The sequence below is a fragment of the Paenibacillus sp. FSL L8-0708 genome, assembly GCF_038009325.1.
GTDB lineage: Bacteria > Bacillota > Bacilli > Paenibacillales > Paenibacillaceae > Paenibacillus_AQ > Paenibacillus_AQ odorifer.
Map to the genome: position 1 here is coordinate 4,360,898 of NZ_JBBPBC010000001.1, position 20,034 is coordinate 4,380,931.

Consider the following 20,034-nt stretch of genomic DNA (forward strand, 5'->3'; position numbering starts at 1 on the left):
ACTTTTCTTCGTTGTTACTTCCTAAAATGTATTTTATTATCTGTATAATGCTATCATATTTTAGATATATAGCAAATTTTAGTATAAATCCTTTATTATTAATATTTGTGATCTGTTTCTGATTTACAATAAAAAAAATAAATTTCCCGCTTTCAGCGATTCTCGACTAAGGAAATTTTTTCCTGCCATCAGCAATACAACCATTTCGCCTTATTACCGGATATTTAACAACCACACTACCATATACAGGATTATCACTTTACAAATCAGCATGATTTAGGCAAAAACCTTACAACTAAAATGTAAAGCGCTGTGAATTTGGATTAACCTTTATCGTTTTGCTCCAGCCACACTTACAGGTGCGTTCAAATGAGTTTTCGTCAATATTGATTGTTCCTTCACCTGCTCCAATATTTCCATTCCCACACTTTGGGCACTCAGCATACTTCTTTGAAAGCCTAATCGCCTCTGTGAAATTCATAGATTTCACCTCCAATTTCCAACCGCTTGGGAATATTAAAAAAGTATGCCGCTCTAACGCCCGTAGGACATTGTCGGCATACCGTTTAATGTTTTATGTGGTTGAGCTCAATTAACCGTGAGCTCAACGGTTGGCGTGGGTTTTACACGTCATTCATTATAAGAGTCAAACCGTTAATAGGTTCCTCCTATATATATGTGGCAGCCGGATGGGGAAATTAGCTTTTTTAACTGCTAATGAGAAACAGGCTGTTTTCGGTTGAATCTTTTACTTTCCTTTCTGCATTTCCTACATATTCTTGAACTGTGCTCTTAGATATTGATAGTTCCTCAGCAATTTGTTTAAGAGAAAAACACATCCCGTGTTTTAAAACATAGCACTCTTTTTCTCTCTTGGATAAAGTGGATAAAGCATCATCTATTTGAAATCGTTCTGAATCCGTTAAAGTCGTAGGGCTTCCACACGCTGCTGGTTGGGCATAAGATTGCATTCGCAGTGGATCTACTGGAATTGTTAGTTGATCGATTGATAACCGATGTATGCCACGCCGTGGTCCTGGATTATGTCCTAATCTCAGCCAATCAATAGCTAACTGCACATCTGATAACATGCTATTCAACACGGATATATGACTTTCTATTGCAGCGAGTTCCTTTTCTGCTTCCTCATAGTCTTCTTTAGCTTCTCTTTTTGCTTCAATAAGTTTCTCAAGCTCCCTTTTAATTTCAACTATTGGGGCTTTGCAATTTCTTAGAATCGTCCTAGTTTTCCGATAACTAATTAACATCTCATCCACAATTAATGCCCCTCCCCTTTATGCTATAATATGGTGAGGATAAAGCTGCTATTGCCCTGATGCTTCAGGGCTTTTTTCTGTATAAATACCTTCCACCAACATTGAGAACATCTTCATATTCGTACTGATAGGATATGTGTTATACGGATCTTTGAATCTAACCCAGCTCGGACCCCACGCCAGTAAATTAACAGGCTCTCCAGGGCTTGCAGTAAAGATGAACTGTCTTTGACCTTCTGCTAATGCTTTTTGAGTGTCCTTGTATCTCATTCTACTTACCTCACTTTTAGAGTATCTTGTTCCTCTCTTTATGGGGTGCAGATAAGCCATAAACCCTTATCCGGCCCTCGTTTCACTGGGATTATTCAGTCTGACTCGATGGCGCTGCGCGCAAACTCCCAAAATGAAATTCACTCAGCACTTTAAGAAGACGTTCTACCTTTGTTGCTCTCCATGCTGTCATTGCCCATGTATGAGCTTCTTTAGTGTAATGGTAATGATTCGCTTCAATATGCTACTTGGCTTCTGCTTTGGTCAGGAACATGGTGTTTTCTCGGACGAAATGTTCTTTCTTTTCCGAATGAAGGCTTGCTCCTTCGTCATAATGATCCTGTATCCATTCAAATGCACTATCCTCACAACTGATTTCCTCAAACGCTTCCAGCGCCTCCTCAGATAGTTCTTATTTATCCACGACTTCAACCAGAAAATAATTGATTTCATGTGATTCGCCGTCATTTGGTAGATACACAGAAAATCGTTCTGCATTATCGGATGAGCATTCCACCCATCTTTAATCGCCTACTGTCCAGAAGCCTGGGGCTGCTTGGCAGTCGTTAGCTTGGTTATTCAGTTCAGCCTGCAGTTCCTTCAAGAATTCAATATCAGTGCTCATATCCTCTTCTCCCCCTTATACCTCTATTAGTTCTGGATTCTCGTAGATGTTGCCGATCAACTCAAACCCTTTTGTAAATGTTTTACTGAGCCAAGTTCGTTCTTTTCTTTCAAGGACATTTCGTTTTAACCAGCTATCGTAAACCTTTTAAAAGTAAAAAGAATGTTCGTCAAAAGTGACAAGGTGAATGTTCTCAGCTGTATCAACGAAAATGTCTCCTTCATAAATCTCCTTATCGTTCTTATCTTTCACTCCGGTGAATTGCTGTACCGTATCATTAAGCGCGTTGTCTTCATCAATCAAATCAGTTTTTGAACGGTAAACGTTACCTTTCGCGTCTAACCATGGTGAATAGAATGTCAAACCGTCCCACGCCCGGAACTTAATCTCTCTGCCCATCGTGTATCGTCTCCTTTGATTGGGGTCTCAGCCCCCTAAATGTCACTTTTTCGGAACTTTTGCTGTAGATCCACACTCCGGACATTCCATCCATTCCTCAACACCGCCGCAATCGTCTCCATCAGACCATTGGTATTTCATCTCAGTCTTGCACTTTCGGCACTTCTTCACTTTTTGTTTCATGTGTCTCAGCCCCCTTATAAGTTCAGTACAGCCAAGAGGGCTGCTTTACAAATGGCTTCTGGTGCTGTTGATTGCATCGAAACGACCACCTTATCAACATCACCCTCATGTATCACACAGTCGAACAGCTTATTCATTTTCATTGACTCGCAGTAGATCTTCACATCCATATTTCTGCTAATGATATTCTCTACTACTTCCCATGCTGAGGATATGTCCGTAGACCAACCCCGATTTACAAAGTAGGCGAACGGTATTTCTCCCTTTGGTTGCATGTACCTGAATGCCTCTTCTGCGCTGGTGATGGTTGGCGGAACAATTACATCATTCGACTCGCAAGGGCCGTCATAATCGAATTTCGGCCCTTTTATGCTTCGCCAACCGAAGATATGTTCAGCAATAAGAGCATCCAATTCTTCTCCCGGCTCCTTCGCCAGTATCTCTTCCCTTGTGAGTGTCATTGGGCACCAACTTCCTTAATTACTTGGCAATCATCTTTCTGTATGTGCCGTCCGTATGGATAGTAATCATTTTTCGGTATTAGGAATAGACTGGGATGTTTGATATCTTCATCGACTTCAAAGGTTTCACCAATATGTTCGTGGTACCACCATGGAATAATCGGTGCAGGTGGAGTGTGGAAAATGATCTTTACTGTAGTCATTGGTTATCTCCTTCCTCAACATGCCCCCTAGCAATCTTCAACGCAGCCTGAGTAAGGTCATACGGTAGCACATGGTGATAATTATTGACAATGGTAGCAAGGATAATTTCAGAGTCATCTAACTGTTTACGTGCCAGTTTCACGTCAGACACAAGCTTTGTAATGTCTCCCCGTACTGCCGTGCTGTTGTACTCTTGTTCAATGCTGTTACCTTCGCCATCTCTGGACATTGTGCGGTATTCCTTACTAAGTTCATCCAATAGCTGATTTGTGAAATATGCGTTCATGATCTATTCGCCCTCCTTGGCTTCCAAATCCGGTCTGCACTCTGAACACCATTCATATCCTTCAACGGGCTTATTTCTTCCACAGCGGGCACAAGACTCTTCATTAAGCCAATCTATTCCCTCCTTGGGTGCTGGGGTATCTGGGTAAAGGGTGGACATAATTTCTGATACACCCATGATCGCCTTCCAAGCAAGCCACGTTTCGTAACTCTCGTAAGCAGATGGACGATCATTGTAGAATTTACTGAAGAAATATGAGTTTGCTTCTTGGAATGACCATTCTTCATGACCTTCTGGCAAATTGTAATTCATGATAATGCTGCCAAGTGAATTACCTGCCACCAAACATCTACCGATTGCCCGTTTAATCTCTTTTTCCCGTTCTCCGCGCTCTTTGGCTTCTTGGAGCCAGTACCCTAAAGCTACCTCTGTTAGTTCATATTCAATGATGGTGGAAACGGGTTGTTACACAGTGTTTTTGCATGTTCAAAAATCTTGATTCTCTCCATATCCTTTTGCCAGTCCCTTTGTGTCATTAGGCTTCCTCCCGCAATGCCATTTCTTTGAGATCAACGCTTTCCGAATAGTATCCGTTGGATTGTCCGTACCATCTAATCGTCACATATCCCTGAAGTGTGGCAAGTTTGTAGAACGTCCACGTTCCACTTTCGCTGGCATTATCGTCGTCTTGCGATACTTCCTCTGCCATAAGGATTGGCGAATTAATCAAGTCTCTTCAATCTCAACGCATTCACAACAATCCTGGTAGTGATACATTTTGTATGCTCTGCCACAGTTAGTCTTGAAGATCAGTTCGTCATTCAGAACCTGTGTTATATCAACTACTGTTTTTCCGAGTAAATCTGATATGGAGTTCACGTTTATAACCTCCTTTGGGAGAGGAGGGCTATTAACCCTCTCTGTCCCTGTATCTTCGTACTGTGCATCACTATTTCTCTTCAATAAAACTAATATATGTTCTATGTTTCTTATAATGGTTTAATAAACTATACTTAAATCATTAAATATTCCGGGGGTATAATATAATGCTGTCTGACGCCTTAAAATCGTTAGTTGTATTAGAAATGTACACTAATACTTATGATGAACAATTATCCAACTTCCACTTAACTAAAGAGCAACTCCAATTTACCAGTATGCCTTTGGACAAAATTAACAATCCTAATATTTCCAATAGAACAAAACATGTCTTGATTCTTGAAAATAGTGTTCCCGTGGGTTATTTTGCTTTAGAAGATGGCGATAAGCTTTTAAAATATAGTAATAATTCTAATGCTCGTTTGCTTACATCCTTCTCTATTGATTCAGGTAATCAAGGAAAGGGATTAGCAAAGATCGCTCTTAAACTATTACCTGACTTTGTAAAAAATAATATTCCTCAAACTGACGAAATTGTCTTAGGTGTAAATAAGAGAAACAAGCCTGCTTTGAACCTTTACTTAAAATCTGGTTTTATTGACGAAAACGAATTTTATGAAGGTCCAAAAGGTCCTCAACATATACTACATTTGAGAGTCTAATCAATGTCGAATTAATTACAAATGAGTGAGATTATTGATAGCTATATTTTGTAATACTATCACTAGTATTTTCACATAAACGTAAGCGGCGTAAATAATGCGCCGTCTTTTTATGAGTCCACTTCTTGTTACGCAGTATGCGTCTATTTCAAACTACTTAGCGTGATATATGCCGCTTCTACCCTCTCTCGGGGAGCGGCTTTTAACATAGATATGATTTCATCATCTTCCCATATATCTGCCGCCTCGTACCCGTTAACAACGGTCGCTAAGTTGTACAGATATCCTTGTGCATCTACCTCTATAGCCTTTGTCTGTACCTCTAAGCTGGCAGCAGGGTCGGTGCAATAGTCAGTAATAAGAAAACACCTTGCTGACCCTTCTGAAAATTCTTCGCGTATATATGCGTTTCCGTCAAATTCAATTACTGTCTTATCCTTTACTTGTGTCATGACTTACCCTCCCTAAGTGGCTTAACGTCAGCAACCCACACTGGAAACGATCCTCTATTTGGCTCACAGAAAGCATAAGTACCACCTTCTCTATCAATCCCTTCAGGTGCTACTGGATACCATCTTGCGTATAGCTCCTTTGTTTCTCCCAGTTCGTAACATCCGTCAACCTCAATCGCGATTTCTTTCTCAAACTCTTCTTTGGTATATCTTAATTTTGGTGCTACATAGCAGGATCGAGTATCACATTCGCACCATATTCCAAATCCCATGTTACTCATGCCTTGTCGCTCCCTTCCTCTGCTGGTAGCAGTGCGTCTTGTAACAATCTGTAAGCTGGGTGCTTATGATTCATCATGTCAGATGCTCTATCCATTGCCTCTTGTTGCCGGGCTATGGTCTGCTGTGCCTCTGCAAGCTCTGTGCGCTTCTCCCTGAATTTTTCGTGGAGTGATAGATAGCTTTCTTCCCAATTTTTTGCGCTTTGTTGTGACTCTTCTAGAGCAGCCAGCAGCCGCTCTACCTCATCCCATGCAGCATCGTATCCGACATTCATAAGATTGAATTCACTCAGAATATCTTCAAGCTGTTCTCCGTCTTCTGCATGCGCTAGTTCGCATATTTTGTCGTATAAATCGTTAATTTTCTCCTCCGGCATCCGGGATACTGTCACTGCTATTTGTTTCTTCTCTTCTATCCGTTCTGGTATCATAGGCTTAGTCATCGTCCGTGTCATCCTCCTCGTTATATAGATTGTCGGGGTGTTGTCGGCTGTGGCGTATGTCCTCAAGCATACAAAGGATTGTCGCGTGCTCGGATAGCATGCCGGCGCGCCCGGAGTATTTGAGCCTATTAGTTCGTTTCCTCCACCGCGCCGCGGCTTAGTACCATGCTTGTCAATCCTACGGAGCTTCCGACGTAGATACTGCCGCCGCTTATCCATACCTTGCAGGAGCAGTTCAAGTGTTTCTTCAGCCGATCTCATTCCTAATATCCATTGGATTGACGATCATGGTTTACTTTGTTCTTGGCTGTATAGGCTTCTGCAATCTGCTCGAAGGTAAATCCTAATCTTTGCTCCCCCAAAGCGTAGAAAGCATATAGTGCCCCTTTGAAAAAATGTTTTCGATGCATATCGAAATTCTCCAAAACCTGGTATAACAAAAAAAGCATGCCCACCGCATCTTTCTTTGCTATAGAAGTTGTAAATGGTAAGATATATGTAATTGGTGGGACGCTTGGAAATCCTGTGAATTTGGATTCTGATTACTCAAATAAAGTTGAAATTTATGATCCTGCTTCTGACTCCTGGACTGTCGGAAGTAATGCTTCTATTCAAAGAGGAGTCGGAGCTTCAGCTAATCTAAATGGTAAGATTTATTATTTTGGGGGATTAAATAAAACATCTGAAGGTTTAGGAACAGTTGAAGAGTATAATACTATAACGAATACGTGGTCAACTAAAACCGGCATTCCTACACCAGTGCATGCAGCAGGGGCGGTTACGAACAATGGGAAAATATATTTATTTGATGGAGGCTACTCAAGCAATACATATAATAAAGTGCAAGTGTACGATCCAGCGACTGACACATGGTCAAGTAAACGCAGCGCCCCAACCAGTAGAGATACTGTTTCAGCCATAAATTATCAGGATAAAATAAATGTAATTGGTGGATATTCAAACCCTGCACTCGATACAGTTGAAATATATAATCCAACAAATGATACATGGGAAACAAGTGCAAGTCTTAATACGGGACGTTGGGGATTTGGAAGTGTAGTATTAAACGACTCTATATATGTTTTTGGAGGTAGTACAAAAACAGTGGAGAAGCTTTCGATTGTACCCGAACCGACTTCAACGCCAACGGCGACATCGGAGCCACCCCCAACAGTTACACCTTCACCAACTCCAGGGCAGCAGTCAGGCGATCGTGCAATTCTGACAATAATAATGAATACCGACCTTGAGAAAGAATACGACTTGTCAATGTCAGAGGTTCAAGCATTTTTAAACTGGTATGACTCAGCTTCCGGATCAGCTCGTTACGGAATTGATAAGCATGGTAACAACAAAGGCCCGTTCACTAAACGAACCGAATACGTTGTGCATGACAAGATCCTATCGTTTGAAGTCAGTGAATATACCTTAACAAAATAGCTTTTCCCATCACTTACCTCCTTTATCCTTTGTAGTCACGAGCTACAATTGCATGAAGGAGGTTTTATATGTTTATATCGCCTATGTTGTTACAAACTGCTGCTGGACCATTTAGTCACAGCGATTGTATATTTGAACCGAAGATAGATGGCCATCGACTTATTTATTCTCAAGAGTCCGGGAAGATCCGGTTATATACACGGCATGATAATGATTGCACTCGGCAGTATCCTGAATTACACCTACTCTTTATGGACGATGTTATTTTGGACGGCGAGGTCGCCTGCGTTGATCCAGAGACTGGTGTATCAGATTTCGAATCTGTTATGAGCCGATTTCAGACGAGGCGAGCAGATAAGATATTACAACTCACTGGGACGCTCCCAGCATATTATGCAATCTTCGACATCTTGATGTACAAAGGCAAGGATCTGCTCGGGTTGCCCTTGATGAGCCGTTAGGAAATACTAGCGGGATTAACTCTACCATCTAATAGCTTTGGAGTAGTGCCGCACGTGGAAGGTGCTGGAGAGGCATTGTTTGAGCAGATCGAAACTCGGGGTATGGAAGGCATAGTAGGTAAGCGTAAAAACAGCGTATACGAGACTGGTCGCCGCTCTCACGTGTGGCAAAAGGTTATCAACTGGACCTATGCAGATGTTTTTATAACCGGATATCGCAAACAGGAATTTGGTTGGCTAGCTGCTGTACCGTTCGGTTCATCTGGTAAATTACGTCCAGCTGGGATTATAGAGCTCGGCGCGTCACCGATCCATAAGCAAGTATTCAGAGGCGTTGCCCAACAGCTTGTAAAAGGCGAGGATAAGGAGTTTGTACATCTGGAGGCGCGCTTAAGAGCGAAGGTAAGAATGAGGAACTGGACCAAGTCAGGTATGCTTAGAAGTCCAGTGTTTACGAAGTTTATAGTATAGACAAAACACCCCACCGACCAATTAAGGTCAGTGGGGTGTTTAGCTTTCAGACTTCACAGATCAGTTCGACCGAACTGTTAGTTCAATACTATTCTTTTATTGATCCTAACCAATCGGAAGTATCAATTCATCGCGAACTGAATTCGAAAACTACTCATTGTTTAATAGGACTTGACCAGATTAAGATTATTGAATATTGTAAAAGTCTTTTTCATACCAATACTTAAAATGATTTGTGGAATACGACATAGTGAATACTCCGGTCCATAATTTGCCCCCAACTTCTACTCCGCCTGACACAATAGTCGTTCCTAAATCATAGAAATGTCCATTGATTACCCAGTATATACTTTGGGCAGTAGCTATTTTTGCACTAGCAGTCCCTATGAACGACTTATCAGGTCCTAAAGCTTTATGCGAACCGAGATCGAATTGTACATCAAACAACTCATTAAATTGACTAAAGGAACCTGAGTTATAATACCAAACCAATATTACTAATTCTGGCTTATACAAAGTACCTACGCTTTGTGGAAGTTTAATTTCTTTAATCCATGTGTCAGCATATGTAGAAGCATTTTTCGCTGAATTTTGAGCTGATTTGTCCGGATGAGTCCTTTCAATTTCCGATTTTGAAACACCTCTCATTCTTGCAACCTCAGTAACAGCTTCTTCATAACTAATATCTCTGACTTTCACTTCATCGCCAAGATCGTCAATGTTGTTGAGATCGATTACTCCTTCTAGACTTGGAACTGATTGAACTTCACTCGAAGTACTTTGGGCAAAGGTCGGAAGTGGTACGGACAATAGCATACCGAGAGTTAATGCACTAGATAATAGAATAGATAAACGCTTCTTCATAATATAAATCCTCCTTTTTTGGAATATTTATACTATAACGCACATAATAAGAAATTTTATAGCATTTTTTATTATTTTCTACTATAAATTTTATTTTCTTCCATTATTTTAGCGATTCTATTAGCTAGATCTTTTTCATCAAACCTCGTAGGATTATCTGGTAAATGAAACTCCCAAGTCCTATATCCCTCTTTTGAATTAACAAACCCCGAAACATGGGGACCCCAGCCATCAATTTGAACATCTTCTAGTGTCACATTATCTGCGCGAAACATTGCAACAAGTATGTTTTCTGTTCCAATAAAGAAAACTGGATATTTAATATATTTAAAATAATCTCTATACTCTTTTTTCGAAGCTTCTTCAATACTATCTTGAGAAATGATTAAACCATCGAATATCTCTTCTGAGTGACTTATTAGCTCTTTTAGGTCTTTTTTAACATAATCTACGTTTTCCACTTTTACCAAATCATTTGCACCTACTACAGCTATCTTCAAGGCAATATTGGGTCCCTCTAGATCTTTCTCCATCGGACCAGATATTTTCTGAATAGAACAACCTACTAAAAGAATAGACACACAAATGGCTAAAAAAAGCGATTTAATCATAATGCACTCCTTTTTCGGTAAATTTCTTTAATAAATAAGATTTATTCTTAAATTGGAATTTTATTACTTATATTAAAATATTTATTTTATTATAAGATGGGTGAAATTGCAAATTTTTTAAAAAAATAAGTTTGTAAACTTTTAAAAACTAGTTTAACTATTCACTTGTAAGGAAAATTTTCCTGAACTCTAAATACCCCACCAACCACTTAAGGTTGACGGGGTATTTGTTATACATGCTTATGCCAAAACCATTCTAAATTCAAATTCACTTCTCATGTAATAAGCATCAGCAACCTTAACGCTAACTGGGCTCCATTTCTGGACTGGACCTCCACAATCAATTATGCAGCCAGCTAGATCACCACGGCGTTCAAGTATATCTACCTGTAATTAGCTGTTAGAAATTCTACATCCGTCTTCAAGACTTTGTATACATTACTCAATACGATCACTCCATTTGTATTAATTAAGTTTGATAAAGATAAGTTTTAGAACTCATATGTATTTCACATCATTTACATTCAGGTTATCCACAACACCCCGCCTGCATATAGAATACTAGAATTGGAACATTATGTATACATTACTATGTCATACGATAAGAGTATCACTCGAATTAGAATTAAATTAATATTTAATATCCCAAATATATTATAAATAATCTATTTGGATATATATGTATCATAATTGGTGTGTATCCCAAATATAGGAAGGAAGGTTGAATTATGAAAAAGAAAATCTTAGCTGGCCTATTAACTGTATCTGCATGTTTCGCTTTAGGGTCTACCTCATTTGCAGCAACTGCTCCCACTACAGCTCCTGACCCAATACCAGTTTCTAGTGTAGCAAGTGGACCTACTTTTGAACAAATTACTATTTACATGGATTCAGGAGAACAGAGATGCATCCCTGGCGTTCTCCGTGAACTAATTTATAATGATGGAGCCATTATATTGCATGAAAATGGATGGGTTAGTGCCGTTCAATATGGAGCTGCAAATATATTTGCCTATGATGCATTAGGAAACATAAAGTCATTTACAATTCTAGTAGATAGAGATAAATAAAAATATTATGAAAAAAAAGCCCGCCAACCTGTGTAAGGTTAGCGGGCTACTTTATGTATGCTCTGAATTCAAATCGCCCTCGAACAAAATGAGCTCCAGCGAGCTTAATAGAGTCTGGTGTATACCCTTCTACAATTCCTCCATAATCCATAAGATGACCTACTGCGAAAACCAAAACAAATAAAGCTTGCTACGGAATCCGCTATCAACAAAGCGCCATATAAAAAAACATCATCTACCATGAGGGTAGATGATGTGTTCTAAAGCGCTTTTTTTTAGAATTGTCTAGCACTTACATCAACATCAAGCGAATATCCAGATGTACTATATATATACACTTTATAAGTTCCATCCAGACCATTACCTAACAAATCTTTGAAAGAAACTGTTTTCTGTGCGCCAGCAGCAATTTCTTGATCAGTGAATAGTAACCCATTTCGTTTTACTTGAAATTGAACCGAATGACCACTGTTATTTCGCATCCAGATGTTTAAGTTAACCCCATCTGAAGGTGTACTAGTGAATTCATCATTAAAAGCTCCACCAGTATGGTTCACAGGGATTATCTTATATGCCTCTGAAAAAAGTGAAATTTCTGGTACTTCAATTCCGTCTCCCACCAAAATCTTCGTTCCTGGTCCTTCGTAAATATTATTATTAAAAGTAAAACTTTCTACAGAAGAAACCTCAGATACTGAAGGTTTTTGAACCGTTGGTGAATCTACTAAGCTTGTTATAGGAGTAAAAAGTAATGATGCGGCCAAACCTAGTCCTAAAAATTTGATCAAACTAACTACCTCCCAATATTATGAATAGTTTGGATTTTAATGGTATCAAACCATTATTTGTATTAATAATATAGTATTTAATTACTATAAATAATTCACGAAAATAAAAGGATAATTGAGGTTTTTTGTCGCATTTAATCCATAAATAGATATTAACTCATAAAATGAGTTTATACAATAATTTAGTTTTTTTGTAGAGATGATGGAAACTTCATGCCAAAGTGTTCTTTATTCAATTCCTTTTCGAGAATTTTGAAACGGATCGGTCATCCACCTATGCCGATTCACTCACTAAGACACACTCATGCAGTGTTACTGCTAGAAGCAGGCAATGATATGAAGTATGTTCAGGAGCGACTCGGACACGGCAGTATTACAATTACATCTGATGTCTATTCTCACATTTCCAAGAAAATCGAAGAAAGTAGTATGGAAAAGTACGAAGCCCACATGAGATTTATCCTCGAATAGCACCCACTATTTTGTGGGCACCGGCATTACAGAGGTCCCTTACTACTCCCACGCCCACACACTAAAAAAACCCTCAACGCCTAAGGCGTTAAGGGTTTAAAGGTTCTAGTAAAGTGTCATGTATTGGTTTCTTTCCCACTCATGAACTTGTGTCCGGTAGATATCCCATTCGATTTCTTTCAGCTCGTAGAAGTGAGCCAGCGCATGTTCGCCGAGAGCTTCGGTAATTACATGGCTGCGGATCATTTCGCTTAGCGCTTCTTTCAAATCGGATGGCAAGCTTGGGATGCCTTCTTCAATACGCTCTTCCTCAGACATCACATAGATGTTACGGTCAATTGGAGCTGGAAGATCAAGCTTACGCTTAATTCCGTCTAGCCCTGCTTTCAACATAACAGCAAGTGCGAGGTATGGGTTAGCTGCCGGGTCCGGGTTACGAACTTCAACACGTGTGCTAAGCCCTCTCGAAGCCGGGATACGAATCATCGGGCTACGGTTACTTGCAGACCAAGCTACGTAACAAGGTGCTTCATAACCAGGAACAAGGCGTTTGTAAGAGTTCACTGTTGGGTTAGTAATCGCTGCAAAAGCACGAGCGTGCTTCAAAATACCAGCCATATAATAACGTGCAGTTTTGCTCAGACCTAGCTTGTCACTTTCATCGTAGAACATGTTTTCTTTGCCATTAAACAAGGATTGGTGAGCGTGCATACCAGATCCGTTAATACCAAACAATGGTTTAGGCATAAAAGTTGCATGCAAGCCATGTTGACGGGCAACCGTCTTCACGACGAGCTTAAAGGTTTGAATTTGGTCAGCAGAAGTGATCGCGTCAGCATATTTGAAATCAATTTCATGCTGGCCGGAAGCCACTTCATGGTGGGAGGCTTCGATTTCAAAGCCCATTTCTTCAAGGGTCAATACGATTTCACGACGGCAGTTTTCCCCTAAGTCTGTAGGAGCTAAGTCGAAATAACCACCTTGGTCATTCAATTCTGTAGTTGGGTTACCTCTTTCGTCTGTTTTGAACAAGAAGAATTCAGGTTCAGGACCAACATTCATCGCTGTAAAGCCCATTTCTTCGGCTTCCTTCAGACAACGCTTCAGGATACCACGTGGGTCTCCAGCAAATGGAGTACCATCCGGCATATACACGTCACAAATCAGACGTGCAACACGGCTATCAGTCACCCAAGGGAAGATTACCCAAGTATCAAGGTCTGGGAAGAGATACATATCGGATTCTTCAATCCGTACATAACCTTCGATGGAGGAACCATCAAACATCATTTTGTTGTCGAGTGCTTTTTCCAATTGGCTAACCGGAATCTCTACATTCTTGATAGTACCTAACAGATCTGTAAATTGCAGACGAATGAAACGAACATTCTCTTCCTTGGCAATGCGTAAAATATCCTCTTTAGAAAAGCTCACGTGATCCTCTCCCTTTCAAAACTCTGTATATTATTATTTATTAAAAAACCGGGATAACTCACCTTGAATAAGCGATACCTGTCCCGGTCTTTTACCGGAAACTAGTTCTTGCTTCAGCAAACGGTGAAGCTGCGAATCTGATAGCTCTCTACGTCTAACCTCTGTGTCAGGGGTAATCACAGTAGCTTCTTCGGATTCCTTCGAGACTGGGTTCATTACTTGCTTGATGCCAGCAATGTTAACACCCTTTTCAATCAAGGCCTTAATTTCTAATAGGCGCTCAACATCATTAAAAGAGAACAAACGTTGATTCCCAGAGGTACGTGCAGGTACGATTAAACTGTGCTGTTCATAATAACGAATTTGTCTTGCAGATAAATCAGTTAACTTCATTACAATTCCAATAGGAAATAATGCCATATTTCTGCGGATTTCATCACCCATGACTCATCCAACCTTCCAATGATCTTTTTCTGATCTCATTGTACATTTCCTAATACAGCGTGTCAATGGTGTGTAAGATTTTCTGACAGTAATTTTCGATCACGCATACTTTGGAGTGCCATCAAAACGCCATATTTGACATGGGAGTAGGTTAATCCCCCTTGCATATAGCCAATATAAGGCGCACGGATAGGCGCATCTGCCGATAACTCTAAGCTACCACCTTGTATAAACGTACCTGCCGCCATGATGACAGGATGTTCATATCCCGGCATATCCCATGGTTCTGGAACTACATGGCTGTCTACCGCCGCAGCACGTTGAATTCCCTGCACGAAGGCAATCAAGTGATCCGGTCCATCAAAGGAAACCGCCTGAATCAAATCTGTACGAGGTTCATTCCACGCTGGTTTCGTCTCAAACCCGCAGCGCTGAAATACAGCTGCCGCAAAAATACTGCCTTTAAGGGCTTGTCCAACTGTATGCGGAGCCATGAACAGACCTTGGTATAACCCGCGGGTAGTTCCTAACATTGCGCCTACCTCGCCGCCGATACCAGGAGCTGTAAGACGGTACGCTGTAAGCTCTACTAGATCTCTGCGCCCACAGATGTATCCACCCGTCTCAGCAATTCCACCACCAGGATTTTTAATTAATGAACCCGCTACTAGATCCACTCCAACCTGTGGAGGCTCAAGCTCTTCAGTAAACTCACCATAGCAATTATCAACGAACACAATAACATCCGGTTTCAATGACTTCACTCTCGCTGTCATGTCACCTATTTCGGCTACTGTGAAGGAAGCACGCCAATCATAACCACGCGATCTTTGGATTCCAATTACTTTAGTTTTCTCATTGATAGAGAGAGTTACCTCTTCCCAATCAATCTTACCCGCTGATGTAAGGGCAACTTCCCGATATGTAATTCCGAAGTCTGCGAGTGAGCCTGTCCCATCTCCTGCTTGGCCAATCACCTTGTGTAAGGTATCGTACGGACGACCTGTGATGTATAAAAGCTCGTCTCCTGGTCGCAGCACACCAAAGAGGGCTGTTGAAATGGTATGTGTTCCTGAAGCAAAATGCGGGCGCACCAAGGCTGATTCCGCACCAAAAACGTCAGCATAGACAAGATCCAGCACTTCGCGTCCACGGTCGTTGTAAGCATACCCCGTTGAACCCGCAAAATGATAATCACTGACCTGATGACGTTGAAACGCTTCAATAACCTTCCATTGATTCTTATCGACAATTCGATCAAGAGCTTTGACTGCACCTTCGATTTCAACTTCTGCGGACTCTGCCGCTCCTAAAATATCTTCTGCAAAAACTGCCATTAGTTCTTATTCGCTCCTTACATTTACTTGCCATCATAATGACAGAAAGCGACAGTTGCCTGACGCTTTTTGTCATTAGCTATTATTTTATACCTATACAACAAGCATTTCCACTTTAGGGGAACAAAGAAGATTACGGCTGGTCCACAAAATCAGCAAGCATGTAACCCCATTTATCATAATCCTCTTTATTAAGACGGACGTTATAGATAACATCGTTCTCATCATAGGTGGTTTCCAGAACCTCACCTACTCTGTAAAGCAGGGAAGAAATATCGCCTCGGTCTCCAGGAATGCGAAAATTCAGCGTATCTCCAGCCAACTCATCAGAGATAATTTCAATAATCCGGGTTAAATCCTCCGGGTTAAACGCACTGATCTTCAAAAACCCTGTGCCTGTTGGCAGCATTTCCAGTTGCTCAGGCTCACATAGATCGATTTTATTAAAAAGTATTATTTGCGGTTTGCTAGCTGCCCCTAAGTCCTGCAAAATAGTTTGTACAATCTCCATCTGCTCCTCACGCATTGGAGATGAGGCATCCACTACATGCAACACCAGATTGGCCTCATTGACTTCCTCCAGCGTTGCGCGGAAAGATGCTACAAGATCATGAGGAAGATTCTGAATGAAACCTACAGTATCCGTAAGCACTACCTCTTTGCCACCCGTTAGTTGAAGCACACGTGAAGTAGGGTCAAGCGTAGCAAACAATTGATTCTCAATATAAACATCCGCATCCGTAAGCTGCTTAAGCAGCGTCGATTTACCAGCATTCGTGTAGCCGACTAGAGCAACCTGCACTGCCCCTGCCTTACGGCGGCGTTCACGGTGCAATTCACGGGTTTTAACTACCTCATCCAACTGGCGTTTCAACTCCGTAATCCGACCGCGAATATGACGGCGATCGGTCTCAAGCTTACTTTCACCTGGTCCTCTGGTTCCTATCCCCCCGCCTAATCTGGATAAGTTTTTGCCTTGACCGGATAACCGTGGCAAAAGATAGGACAGCTGTGCCAGCTCTACTTGAATAATACCCTCTCGCGTTTTGGCCCGCCCAGCAAAAATATCCAAAATGAGCTGCGTCCGATCAATAATCTTCAGATCCAGAGACTCTTCAAGGTTCCGTACCTGCGCTCCAGATAATTCCTGATCAAAAATAGCCGTATTAGCTCCAAGACCATCAGCGGCCATGCGGAGCTCTTCTACCTTACCTTTCCCGATAAACCATTTTGAATCCGGTGTTTCCTTATTCTGACGCAACACATCCAGGACTTCAACACCTGCTGTTTCTGCTAATTGTACTAATTCCTGCAGAGAAAGCTCTGGGTCAATACCGGTACGTTTAATTTTATCTGTGACGAGAGTGACCAATATCGCCCGATCTTGAATATCCGTTTCTGTATCATGCGTAGTTATTGCCATTTATTCATGCTCCTTATGACGGTAATAGAATCTTTGTGTACCATTTAATCAGTTTTTCACTTCTTGCTGATGTTATACAGATGAACCTGTTCATTCACAGCGCTTCAAAACATTTTATCATAAGTTTCATTGGTAATATAGGCTGATAATGGAACGGCTCACCATTCTGTCAGCATTTTCTTTATGATAATCTTCAATCTTTTATAAAAGATAAACCGACTAAGCACGTATAAACTTAGCCGGTGTCAATTTATTTAAGAGATTATACTCTCCCCTTTTGAATAATCATCGACCGGAAGAACAAGGTCTCTCGGTAAGATCTCCATCAAAGATTGTTTAGATATTTTGACATGCCTGCTTATTAATCTAACCGCTTGATGGCGGATTGCCTGTTCGAGGATATTGCGTACATAACGGGCATTACTAAAGTTTTCTTCAATAATTTTCTCATTAAGGATTAACTCTTTTAGTTTCCCGTTTGTTTCTGGAGTAATTATATAGTCTCTTTCAGCAGCCATTTTATGTGCAATCAATATCAGTTCATCTGTTGTGTAGTCCTGAAAATCGAGTTGAATTGGAAATCGTGAGGGAAGCCCGGTATTAGCCTCCATGAACATCTCCATTTCATTTGGATAACCCGCTAAGATAATAATGAGATCATCATTCCTGTCCTCCATAACCTTTACAAGACAGTCGATTGCCTCTTTTCCAAAATCCTTATCTCCGCCTCTAGCCAAGCTATAAGCCTCATCAATGAATAATACGCCACCCATAGCCTTCTTAACAAGGTCTCTGGTCTTTTGAGCTGTATGCCCTATGTATTCCCCCACTAAATCCGCTCTCTCTACTTCGATTAATTGACCTTTACTTAATATGCCCATATTCTTTAACAGCTTGGCAACGATTCTTGCTACAGTTGTCTTTCCAGTCCCGGGGTTGCCTTTAAACAACATATGATAAACCTGATTAACTACATTTAACCCCAGTTCTTGTCTCATTTTTTCCACTTGGATAAGCGCATGAATTTCATATATGAGATCCTTCACCTTTTCAAGACCGATAAGCTCATGAAGCTCTTGCAGGATTTCTTTTGTAGATTCTAAATGATTATTTTGAGCCAGCGCGCTCTCCAATGTTTCATTCGTAATATTTGTTGGGTCTTGATTTTTGAAAGTTATATTCATTCTGGAATCATTAATGGTTATCTTTCTTAAATTTTCTTCACCCATTGTAATCACCTCGTTAGAGCATTATATGCAATAACTGAATGACATCATGCACTTGTTTTAAAGAATGGGGTTTCGACATTGGATTCCCTGCTATCTCTCGCATCTTCTACGATGGTACACGAGGATAGAATGACCGAAATGCATAAAAGCCATAAGCAGACATTTATTTTTTTATCATTTCACAACCCCATTATTTTTAATATACAAATAACAAATAGCCCCCATTTAGAGTTTAGTCCATTTGGGGGCTGGCTTTTCTAATCAAGTCTCTTCCGGAATAGGAAGCATTATTAGAAGATTCTGATATTTGGGAACAATTACAGGAACAACTGCTGGATTTTCCATTTCGTATAGGCTAGAATTTCACGCGACTTATGCCTTGTCATCGACAGAACAGTGGATTCTGTAAGCCCCAGTTCAGGATTCACATAACCGAGCTCGTCCGCGATTTCGTGTGAACGCCATCCATGATATGTATGCGTAATAATAATTGCTGAGGACAATCCCTCACTTGTCATAATTGCTTTGCTATACAGAAGATTCTCGTAAGTGCTGGTAGCTTTATTTTCAACAGAAATGGCGCTATCCGGAACTCCATGAGCTACTAAATAATTGCGCATGCCTTGACCTTCGGTATATTTCAGATCAGGTTTATCCAAACCTCCAGAAACTATGATATGCGGGAACATCCCCTCTTGATAAAGCTTAAGCCCGTAATCCAATCGTTCCTTCAATCCCGGGCTAGGTTCATCTCCCCACATCGACATGCCAAGAATGATCCCTGTATCGGCTTTGAGCATAGGATCTGTCGTTGCGGCTTTATTGATATTCCTCAATGCGTACGCACACCACAACAAACCAACTACAACAATAACCATTAAAGCAATAAGCAACGTTCGTTTAGACCAAATTCGGCGTTTTTTGCGAACAATCCGAATCGGGGAAGAGTCTCTTCCATAAACGTACCATTCCATCTTTATTTCCTCCTGAATTCTCCATGATGAAATAATTCGGCACGATGTTTCAAAGAGAGTGAGAAATAAGGGAAAGCATGAGCATCGATGCCACGTAAAATAGTATGGGCAGTCTCCCAGGCTAGCTTATAATCGTTTTCTGAGATGTCTTGCCTCTCCAGTGCTTCCTCCAGTTCATCCTCATCGAGCAAAAACACCTCGCCGTTCCAAAGTACTACCACGTCCAGATACAAATCGTCAAACCAAGGCACACCTTGGTCAGTAACGCCTTGCACTTTACAGGTGTCTATGTACCATTGAACAATATTTTGTTTTTCGTCGAACATAGCCGTCACAATATAGTGACTATCTTTCGGAAAATATTGCAGCCAGGAATAACCTTTATCTGCAATACGATATGTATGTCGTCCATAGCTCTTCCACAGTGGTTCTTTCAGCCCGTAGATGGTATAAAGCGTAATATATCCGCTGAATTCCCGGCTCTCCACATAGCGGCAGGCAAAATGGCGACGCGTAATCCGGCGCCAGTTGGCCCGGTCTCCGAATTTACGTTTCATAGAAATTACCCTCTCCAGTATGGTCTATTCAGCTTAAC

General features: G+C 40.9%; 25 protein-coding genes and 4 pseudogenes. 5 read left to right on the forward strand and 24 right to left on the reverse strand.

Annotated elements, in window-relative coordinates; genetic code table 11:
• Nucleotides 1-295: 295 nt before the first annotated feature.
• The 10 genes and pseudogenes from NYE58_RS20790 to NYE58_RS37545 all read right to left on the reverse strand — a co-directional run bounded on the left by NYE58_RS20790 (nucleotide 296) and on the right by NYE58_RS37545 (nucleotide 4,584).
• The gene (locus tag NYE58_RS20790) at nucleotides 296-481 is read right to left on the reverse strand and encodes a DUF3797 domain-containing protein (protein ID WP_076218001.1); all 186 of its coding nucleotides are present in this window, start codon (nucleotides 479-481) and stop codon (nucleotides 296-298) included.
• 226 nt (nucleotides 482-707) lie between these two features.
• Entirely contained in the window at nucleotides 708-1,268 is a 561-nt protein-coding gene (locus NYE58_RS20795; RefSeq protein ID WP_256719023.1) for a sigma factor-like helix-turn-helix DNA-binding protein, read from the reverse strand.
• Between the two features lie 57 nt (nucleotides 1,269-1,325).
• The gene (locus tag NYE58_RS20800) at nucleotides 1,326-1,547 is read right to left on the reverse strand and encodes a hypothetical protein (protein ID WP_076218003.1); all 222 of its coding nucleotides are present in this window, start codon (nucleotides 1,545-1,547) and stop codon (nucleotides 1,326-1,328) included.
• Between the two features lie 640 nt (nucleotides 1,548-2,187).
• A pseudogene (locus NYE58_RS20805) lies at nucleotides 2,188-2,571 on the reverse strand (YopX family protein).
• Between the two features lie 42 nt (nucleotides 2,572-2,613).
• Nucleotides 2,614-2,754: a hypothetical protein gene (locus NYE58_RS20810; protein WP_179087019.1), complete on the reverse strand. Its 141-nt coding sequence runs from the start codon at nucleotides 2,752-2,754 to the stop codon at nucleotides 2,614-2,616.
• Nucleotides 2,755-2,768: 14 nt separating this feature from the next.
• Nucleotides 2,769-3,215 (reverse strand): BC1872 family protein, encoded by a 447-nt coding sequence (locus tag NYE58_RS20815; RefSeq protein ID WP_076218004.1) that lies wholly within the window; start codon nucleotides 3,213-3,215, stop codon nucleotides 2,769-2,771.
• Nucleotides 3,212-3,418 (reverse strand): hypothetical protein, encoded by a 207-nt coding sequence (locus NYE58_RS20820; RefSeq protein WP_076218005.1) that lies wholly within the window; start codon nucleotides 3,416-3,418, stop codon nucleotides 3,212-3,214. The genes NYE58_RS20815 and NYE58_RS20820 overlap by 4 nt, the downstream gene beginning before the upstream one ends.
• Complete coding sequence (locus NYE58_RS20825; protein WP_076218006.1) at nucleotides 3,415-3,705, reverse strand: hypothetical protein; 291 nt, start codon at nucleotides 3,703-3,705, stop codon at nucleotides 3,415-3,417. Before NYE58_RS20825 ends, NYE58_RS20820 begins: the two co-directional genes overlap by 4 nt.
• 3 nt (nucleotides 3,706-3,708) lie before the next feature.
• Nucleotides 3,709-4,047: a hypothetical protein gene (locus NYE58_RS20830; protein ID WP_339243733.1), complete on the reverse strand. Its 339-nt coding sequence runs from the start codon at nucleotides 4,045-4,047 to the stop codon at nucleotides 3,709-3,711.
• Between the two features lie 193 nt (nucleotides 4,048-4,240).
• Nucleotides 4,241-4,584, reverse strand: a pseudogene (locus NYE58_RS37545) (DUF7448 domain-containing protein).
• Between the two features lie 167 nt (nucleotides 4,585-4,751).
• Here NYE58_RS37545 and NYE58_RS20845 point away from each other — a divergent pair.
• Nucleotides 4,752-5,246, forward strand: coding sequence for a GNAT family N-acetyltransferase (locus NYE58_RS20845; RefSeq protein ID WP_341002958.1), 495 nt, complete (start codon nucleotides 4,752-4,754; stop codon nucleotides 5,244-5,246).
• 143 nt (nucleotides 5,247-5,389) lie between these two features.
• Here NYE58_RS20845 and NYE58_RS20850 read toward each other — a convergent pair whose 3' ends face one another.
• The 4 genes from NYE58_RS20850 to NYE58_RS20865 all read right to left on the reverse strand — a co-directional run bounded on the left by NYE58_RS20850 (nucleotide 5,390) and on the right by NYE58_RS20865 (nucleotide 6,871).
• On the reverse strand, nucleotides 5,390-5,698 hold the full coding sequence (locus tag NYE58_RS20850) for a hypothetical protein (protein ID WP_076220380.1): 309 nt from the start codon (nucleotides 5,696-5,698) through the stop codon (nucleotides 5,390-5,392).
• Nucleotides 5,695-5,979: a hypothetical protein gene (locus NYE58_RS20855; protein ID WP_076220381.1), complete on the reverse strand. Its 285-nt coding sequence runs from the start codon at nucleotides 5,977-5,979 to the stop codon at nucleotides 5,695-5,697. The genes NYE58_RS20850 and NYE58_RS20855 overlap by 4 nt, the downstream gene beginning before the upstream one ends.
• Nucleotides 5,976-6,422, reverse strand: coding sequence for a hypothetical protein (locus NYE58_RS20860; protein ID WP_076220382.1), 447 nt, complete (start codon nucleotides 6,420-6,422; stop codon nucleotides 5,976-5,978). Before NYE58_RS20860 ends, NYE58_RS20855 begins: the two co-directional genes overlap by 4 nt.
• 263 nt (nucleotides 6,423-6,685) lie before the next feature.
• The gene (locus tag NYE58_RS20865; RefSeq protein ID WP_076220383.1) at nucleotides 6,686-6,871 is read right to left on the reverse strand and encodes a dUTP diphosphatase; all 186 of its coding nucleotides are present in this window, start codon (nucleotides 6,869-6,871) and stop codon (nucleotides 6,686-6,688) included.
• Between NYE58_RS20865 and NYE58_RS20870 the strand changes: the two genes are divergently transcribed.
• Entirely contained in the window at nucleotides 6,870-7,862 is a 993-nt protein-coding gene (locus tag NYE58_RS20870) for a Kelch repeat-containing protein (protein WP_076220384.1), read from the forward strand. The two genes, NYE58_RS20865 and NYE58_RS20870, sit on opposite strands and share 2 nt — an antisense overlap.
• Nucleotides 7,863-7,930: 68 nt before the next feature.
• Nucleotides 7,931-8,794, forward strand: a pseudogene (locus NYE58_RS20875) (ATP-dependent DNA ligase).
• A gap of 186 nt (nucleotides 8,795-8,980) precedes the next feature.
• On the opposite strand, the gene NYE58_RS20880 reads toward NYE58_RS20875, so the two are convergent.
• Together NYE58_RS20880 and NYE58_RS20885 are read right to left on the reverse strand one after the other, a co-directional pair.
• Nucleotides 8,981-9,658, reverse strand: coding sequence for a hypothetical protein (locus tag NYE58_RS20880; RefSeq protein WP_076220385.1), 678 nt, complete (start codon nucleotides 9,656-9,658; stop codon nucleotides 8,981-8,983).
• Between the two features lie 71 nt (nucleotides 9,659-9,729).
• Nucleotides 9,730-10,269 (reverse strand): hypothetical protein, encoded by a 540-nt coding sequence (locus tag NYE58_RS20885; RefSeq protein ID WP_341002960.1) that lies wholly within the window; start codon nucleotides 10,267-10,269, stop codon nucleotides 9,730-9,732.
• A gap of 728 nt (nucleotides 10,270-10,997) precedes the next feature.
• Between NYE58_RS20885 and NYE58_RS20890 the strand changes: the two genes are divergently transcribed.
• Entirely contained in the window at nucleotides 10,998-11,339 is a 342-nt protein-coding gene (locus NYE58_RS20890; RefSeq protein ID WP_076220981.1) for a hypothetical protein, read from the forward strand.
• Nucleotides 11,340-11,614: 275 nt separating this feature from the next.
• Here the strand turns inward: NYE58_RS20890 and NYE58_RS20895 are convergent, their stop codons facing one another.
• Nucleotides 11,615-12,127, reverse strand: a complete 513-nt coding sequence (locus NYE58_RS20895; RefSeq protein WP_076220983.1) for a hypothetical protein — start codon at nucleotides 12,125-12,127, stop codon at nucleotides 11,615-11,617.
• Between the two features lie 189 nt (nucleotides 12,128-12,316).
• Between NYE58_RS20895 and NYE58_RS20900 the strand changes: the two are divergent.
• Nucleotides 12,317-12,598, forward strand: a pseudogene (locus tag NYE58_RS20900) (tyrosine-type recombinase/integrase); the annotation flags it as partial.
• A gap of 105 nt (nucleotides 12,599-12,703) precedes the next feature.
• Here NYE58_RS20900 and glnA read toward each other — a convergent pair.
• The 7 genes from glnA to NYE58_RS20935 all read right to left on the reverse strand — a co-directional run bounded on the left by glnA (nucleotide 12,704) and on the right by NYE58_RS20935 (nucleotide 19,996).
• Complete coding sequence (glnA, locus tag NYE58_RS20905; RefSeq protein ID WP_036687730.1) at nucleotides 12,704-14,032, reverse strand: type I glutamate--ammonia ligase; 1,329 nt, start codon at nucleotides 14,030-14,032, stop codon at nucleotides 12,704-12,706.
• 33 nt (nucleotides 14,033-14,065) lie between these two features.
• Nucleotides 14,066-14,476 (reverse strand): MerR family transcriptional regulator, encoded by a 411-nt coding sequence (locus NYE58_RS20910; RefSeq protein ID WP_019910684.1) that lies wholly within the window; start codon nucleotides 14,474-14,476, stop codon nucleotides 14,066-14,068.
• A 62-nt stretch (nucleotides 14,477-14,538) separates the two neighbouring features.
• A complete protein-coding gene (locus tag NYE58_RS20915; RefSeq protein WP_341002963.1) occupies nucleotides 14,539-15,813 on the reverse strand; it encodes a methionine gamma-lyase family protein in 1,275 nt (424 codons plus the stop codon).
• A gap of 133 nt (nucleotides 15,814-15,946) precedes the next feature.
• Entirely contained in the window at nucleotides 15,947-17,236 is a 1,290-nt protein-coding gene (gene hflX / locus NYE58_RS20920) for a GTPase HflX (RefSeq protein ID WP_341002964.1), read from the reverse strand.
• Nucleotides 17,237-17,490: 254 nt separating this feature from the next.
• Nucleotides 17,491-18,465, reverse strand: a complete 975-nt coding sequence (locus NYE58_RS20925; RefSeq protein ID WP_076098759.1) for an AAA family ATPase — start codon at nucleotides 18,463-18,465, stop codon at nucleotides 17,491-17,493.
• Between the two features lie 317 nt (nucleotides 18,466-18,782).
• A complete protein-coding gene (locus NYE58_RS20930) occupies nucleotides 18,783-19,439 on the reverse strand; it encodes a YdcF family protein (protein WP_076277324.1) in 657 nt (218 codons plus the stop codon).
• Nucleotides 19,440-19,441: 2 nt separating this feature from the next.
• Nucleotides 19,442-19,996, reverse strand: coding sequence for a DUF402 domain-containing protein (locus NYE58_RS20935; protein ID WP_076190185.1), 555 nt, complete (start codon nucleotides 19,994-19,996; stop codon nucleotides 19,442-19,444).
• Nucleotides 19,997-20,034 lie beyond the last annotated feature (38 nt).

Coding starts and splice junctions, on each gene's coding strand:
- NYE58_RS20930 (WP_076277324.1), bottom strand. CDS start 19,439: ATGGAATGGTACGTTTATGGAAGAGACTCTTCCCCGATTCGGATTGTT.
- NYE58_RS20910 (WP_019910684.1), bottom strand. CDS start 14,476: ATGGGTGATGAAATCCGCAGAAATATGGCATTATTTCCTATTGGAATT.
- NYE58_RS20865 (WP_076220383.1), bottom strand. CDS start 6,871: ATGCTTTTTTTGTTATACCAGGTTTTGGAGAATTTCGATATGCATCGA.
- NYE58_RS20795 (WP_256719023.1), bottom strand. CDS start 1,268: ATGTTAATTAGTTATCGGAAAACTAGGACGATTCTAAGAAATTGCAAA.
- NYE58_RS20800 (WP_076218003.1), bottom strand. CDS start 1,547: ATGAGATACAAGGACACTCAAAAAGCATTAGCAGAAGGTCAAAGACAG.
- NYE58_RS20810 (WP_179087019.1), bottom strand. CDS start 2,754: ATGAAACAAAAAGTGAAGAAGTGCCGAAAGTGCAAGACTGAGATGAAA.
- NYE58_RS20850 (WP_076220380.1), bottom strand. CDS start 5,698: ATGACACAAGTAAAGGATAAGACAGTAATTGAATTTGACGGAAACGCA.
- NYE58_RS20880 (WP_076220385.1), bottom strand. CDS start 9,658: ATGAAGAAGCGTTTATCTATTCTATTATCTAGTGCATTAACTCTCGGT.
- NYE58_RS20925 (WP_076098759.1), bottom strand. CDS start 18,465: ATGGGTGAAGAAAATTTAAGAAAGATAACCATTAATGATTCCAGAATG.
- NYE58_RS20820 (WP_076218005.1), bottom strand. CDS start 3,418: ATGACTACAGTAAAGATCATTTTCCACACTCCACCTGCACCGATTATT.
- NYE58_RS20915 (WP_341002963.1), bottom strand. CDS start 15,813: ATGGCAGTTTTTGCAGAAGATATTTTAGGAGCGGCAGAGTCCGCAGAA.
- NYE58_RS20860 (WP_076220382.1), bottom strand. CDS start 6,422: ATGACTAAGCCTATGATACCAGAACGGATAGAAGAGAAGAAACAAATA.
- NYE58_RS20935 (WP_076190185.1), bottom strand. CDS start 19,996: ATGAAACGTAAATTCGGAGACCGGGCCAACTGGCGCCGGATTACGCGT.
- NYE58_RS20825 (WP_076218006.1), bottom strand. CDS start 3,705: ATGAACGCATATTTCACAAATCAGCTATTGGATGAACTTAGTAAGGAA.
- hflX (WP_341002964.1), bottom strand. CDS start 17,236: ATGGCAATAACTACGCATGATACAGAAACGGATATTCAAGATCGGGCG.
- NYE58_RS20885 (WP_341002960.1), bottom strand. CDS start 10,269: ATGATTAAATCGCTTTTTTTAGCCATTTGTGTGTCTATTCTTTTAGTA.
- NYE58_RS20855 (WP_076220381.1), bottom strand. CDS start 5,979: ATGAGTAACATGGGATTTGGAATATGGTGCGAATGTGATACTCGATCC.
- NYE58_RS20815 (WP_076218004.1), bottom strand. CDS start 3,215: ATGACACTCACAAGGGAAGAGATACTGGCGAAGGAGCCGGGAGAAGAA.
- NYE58_RS20890 (WP_076220981.1), top strand. CDS start 10,998: ATGAAAAAGAAAATCTTAGCTGGCCTATTAACTGTATCTGCATGTTTC.
- NYE58_RS20845 (WP_341002958.1), top strand. CDS start 4,752: ATGCTGTCTGACGCCTTAAAATCGTTAGTTGTATTAGAAATGTACACT.
- NYE58_RS20870 (WP_076220384.1), top strand. CDS start 6,870: ATGCCCACCGCATCTTTCTTTGCTATAGAAGTTGTAAATGGTAAGATA.
- NYE58_RS20790 (WP_076218001.1), bottom strand. CDS start 481: ATGAATTTCACAGAGGCGATTAGGCTTTCAAAGAAGTATGCTGAGTGC.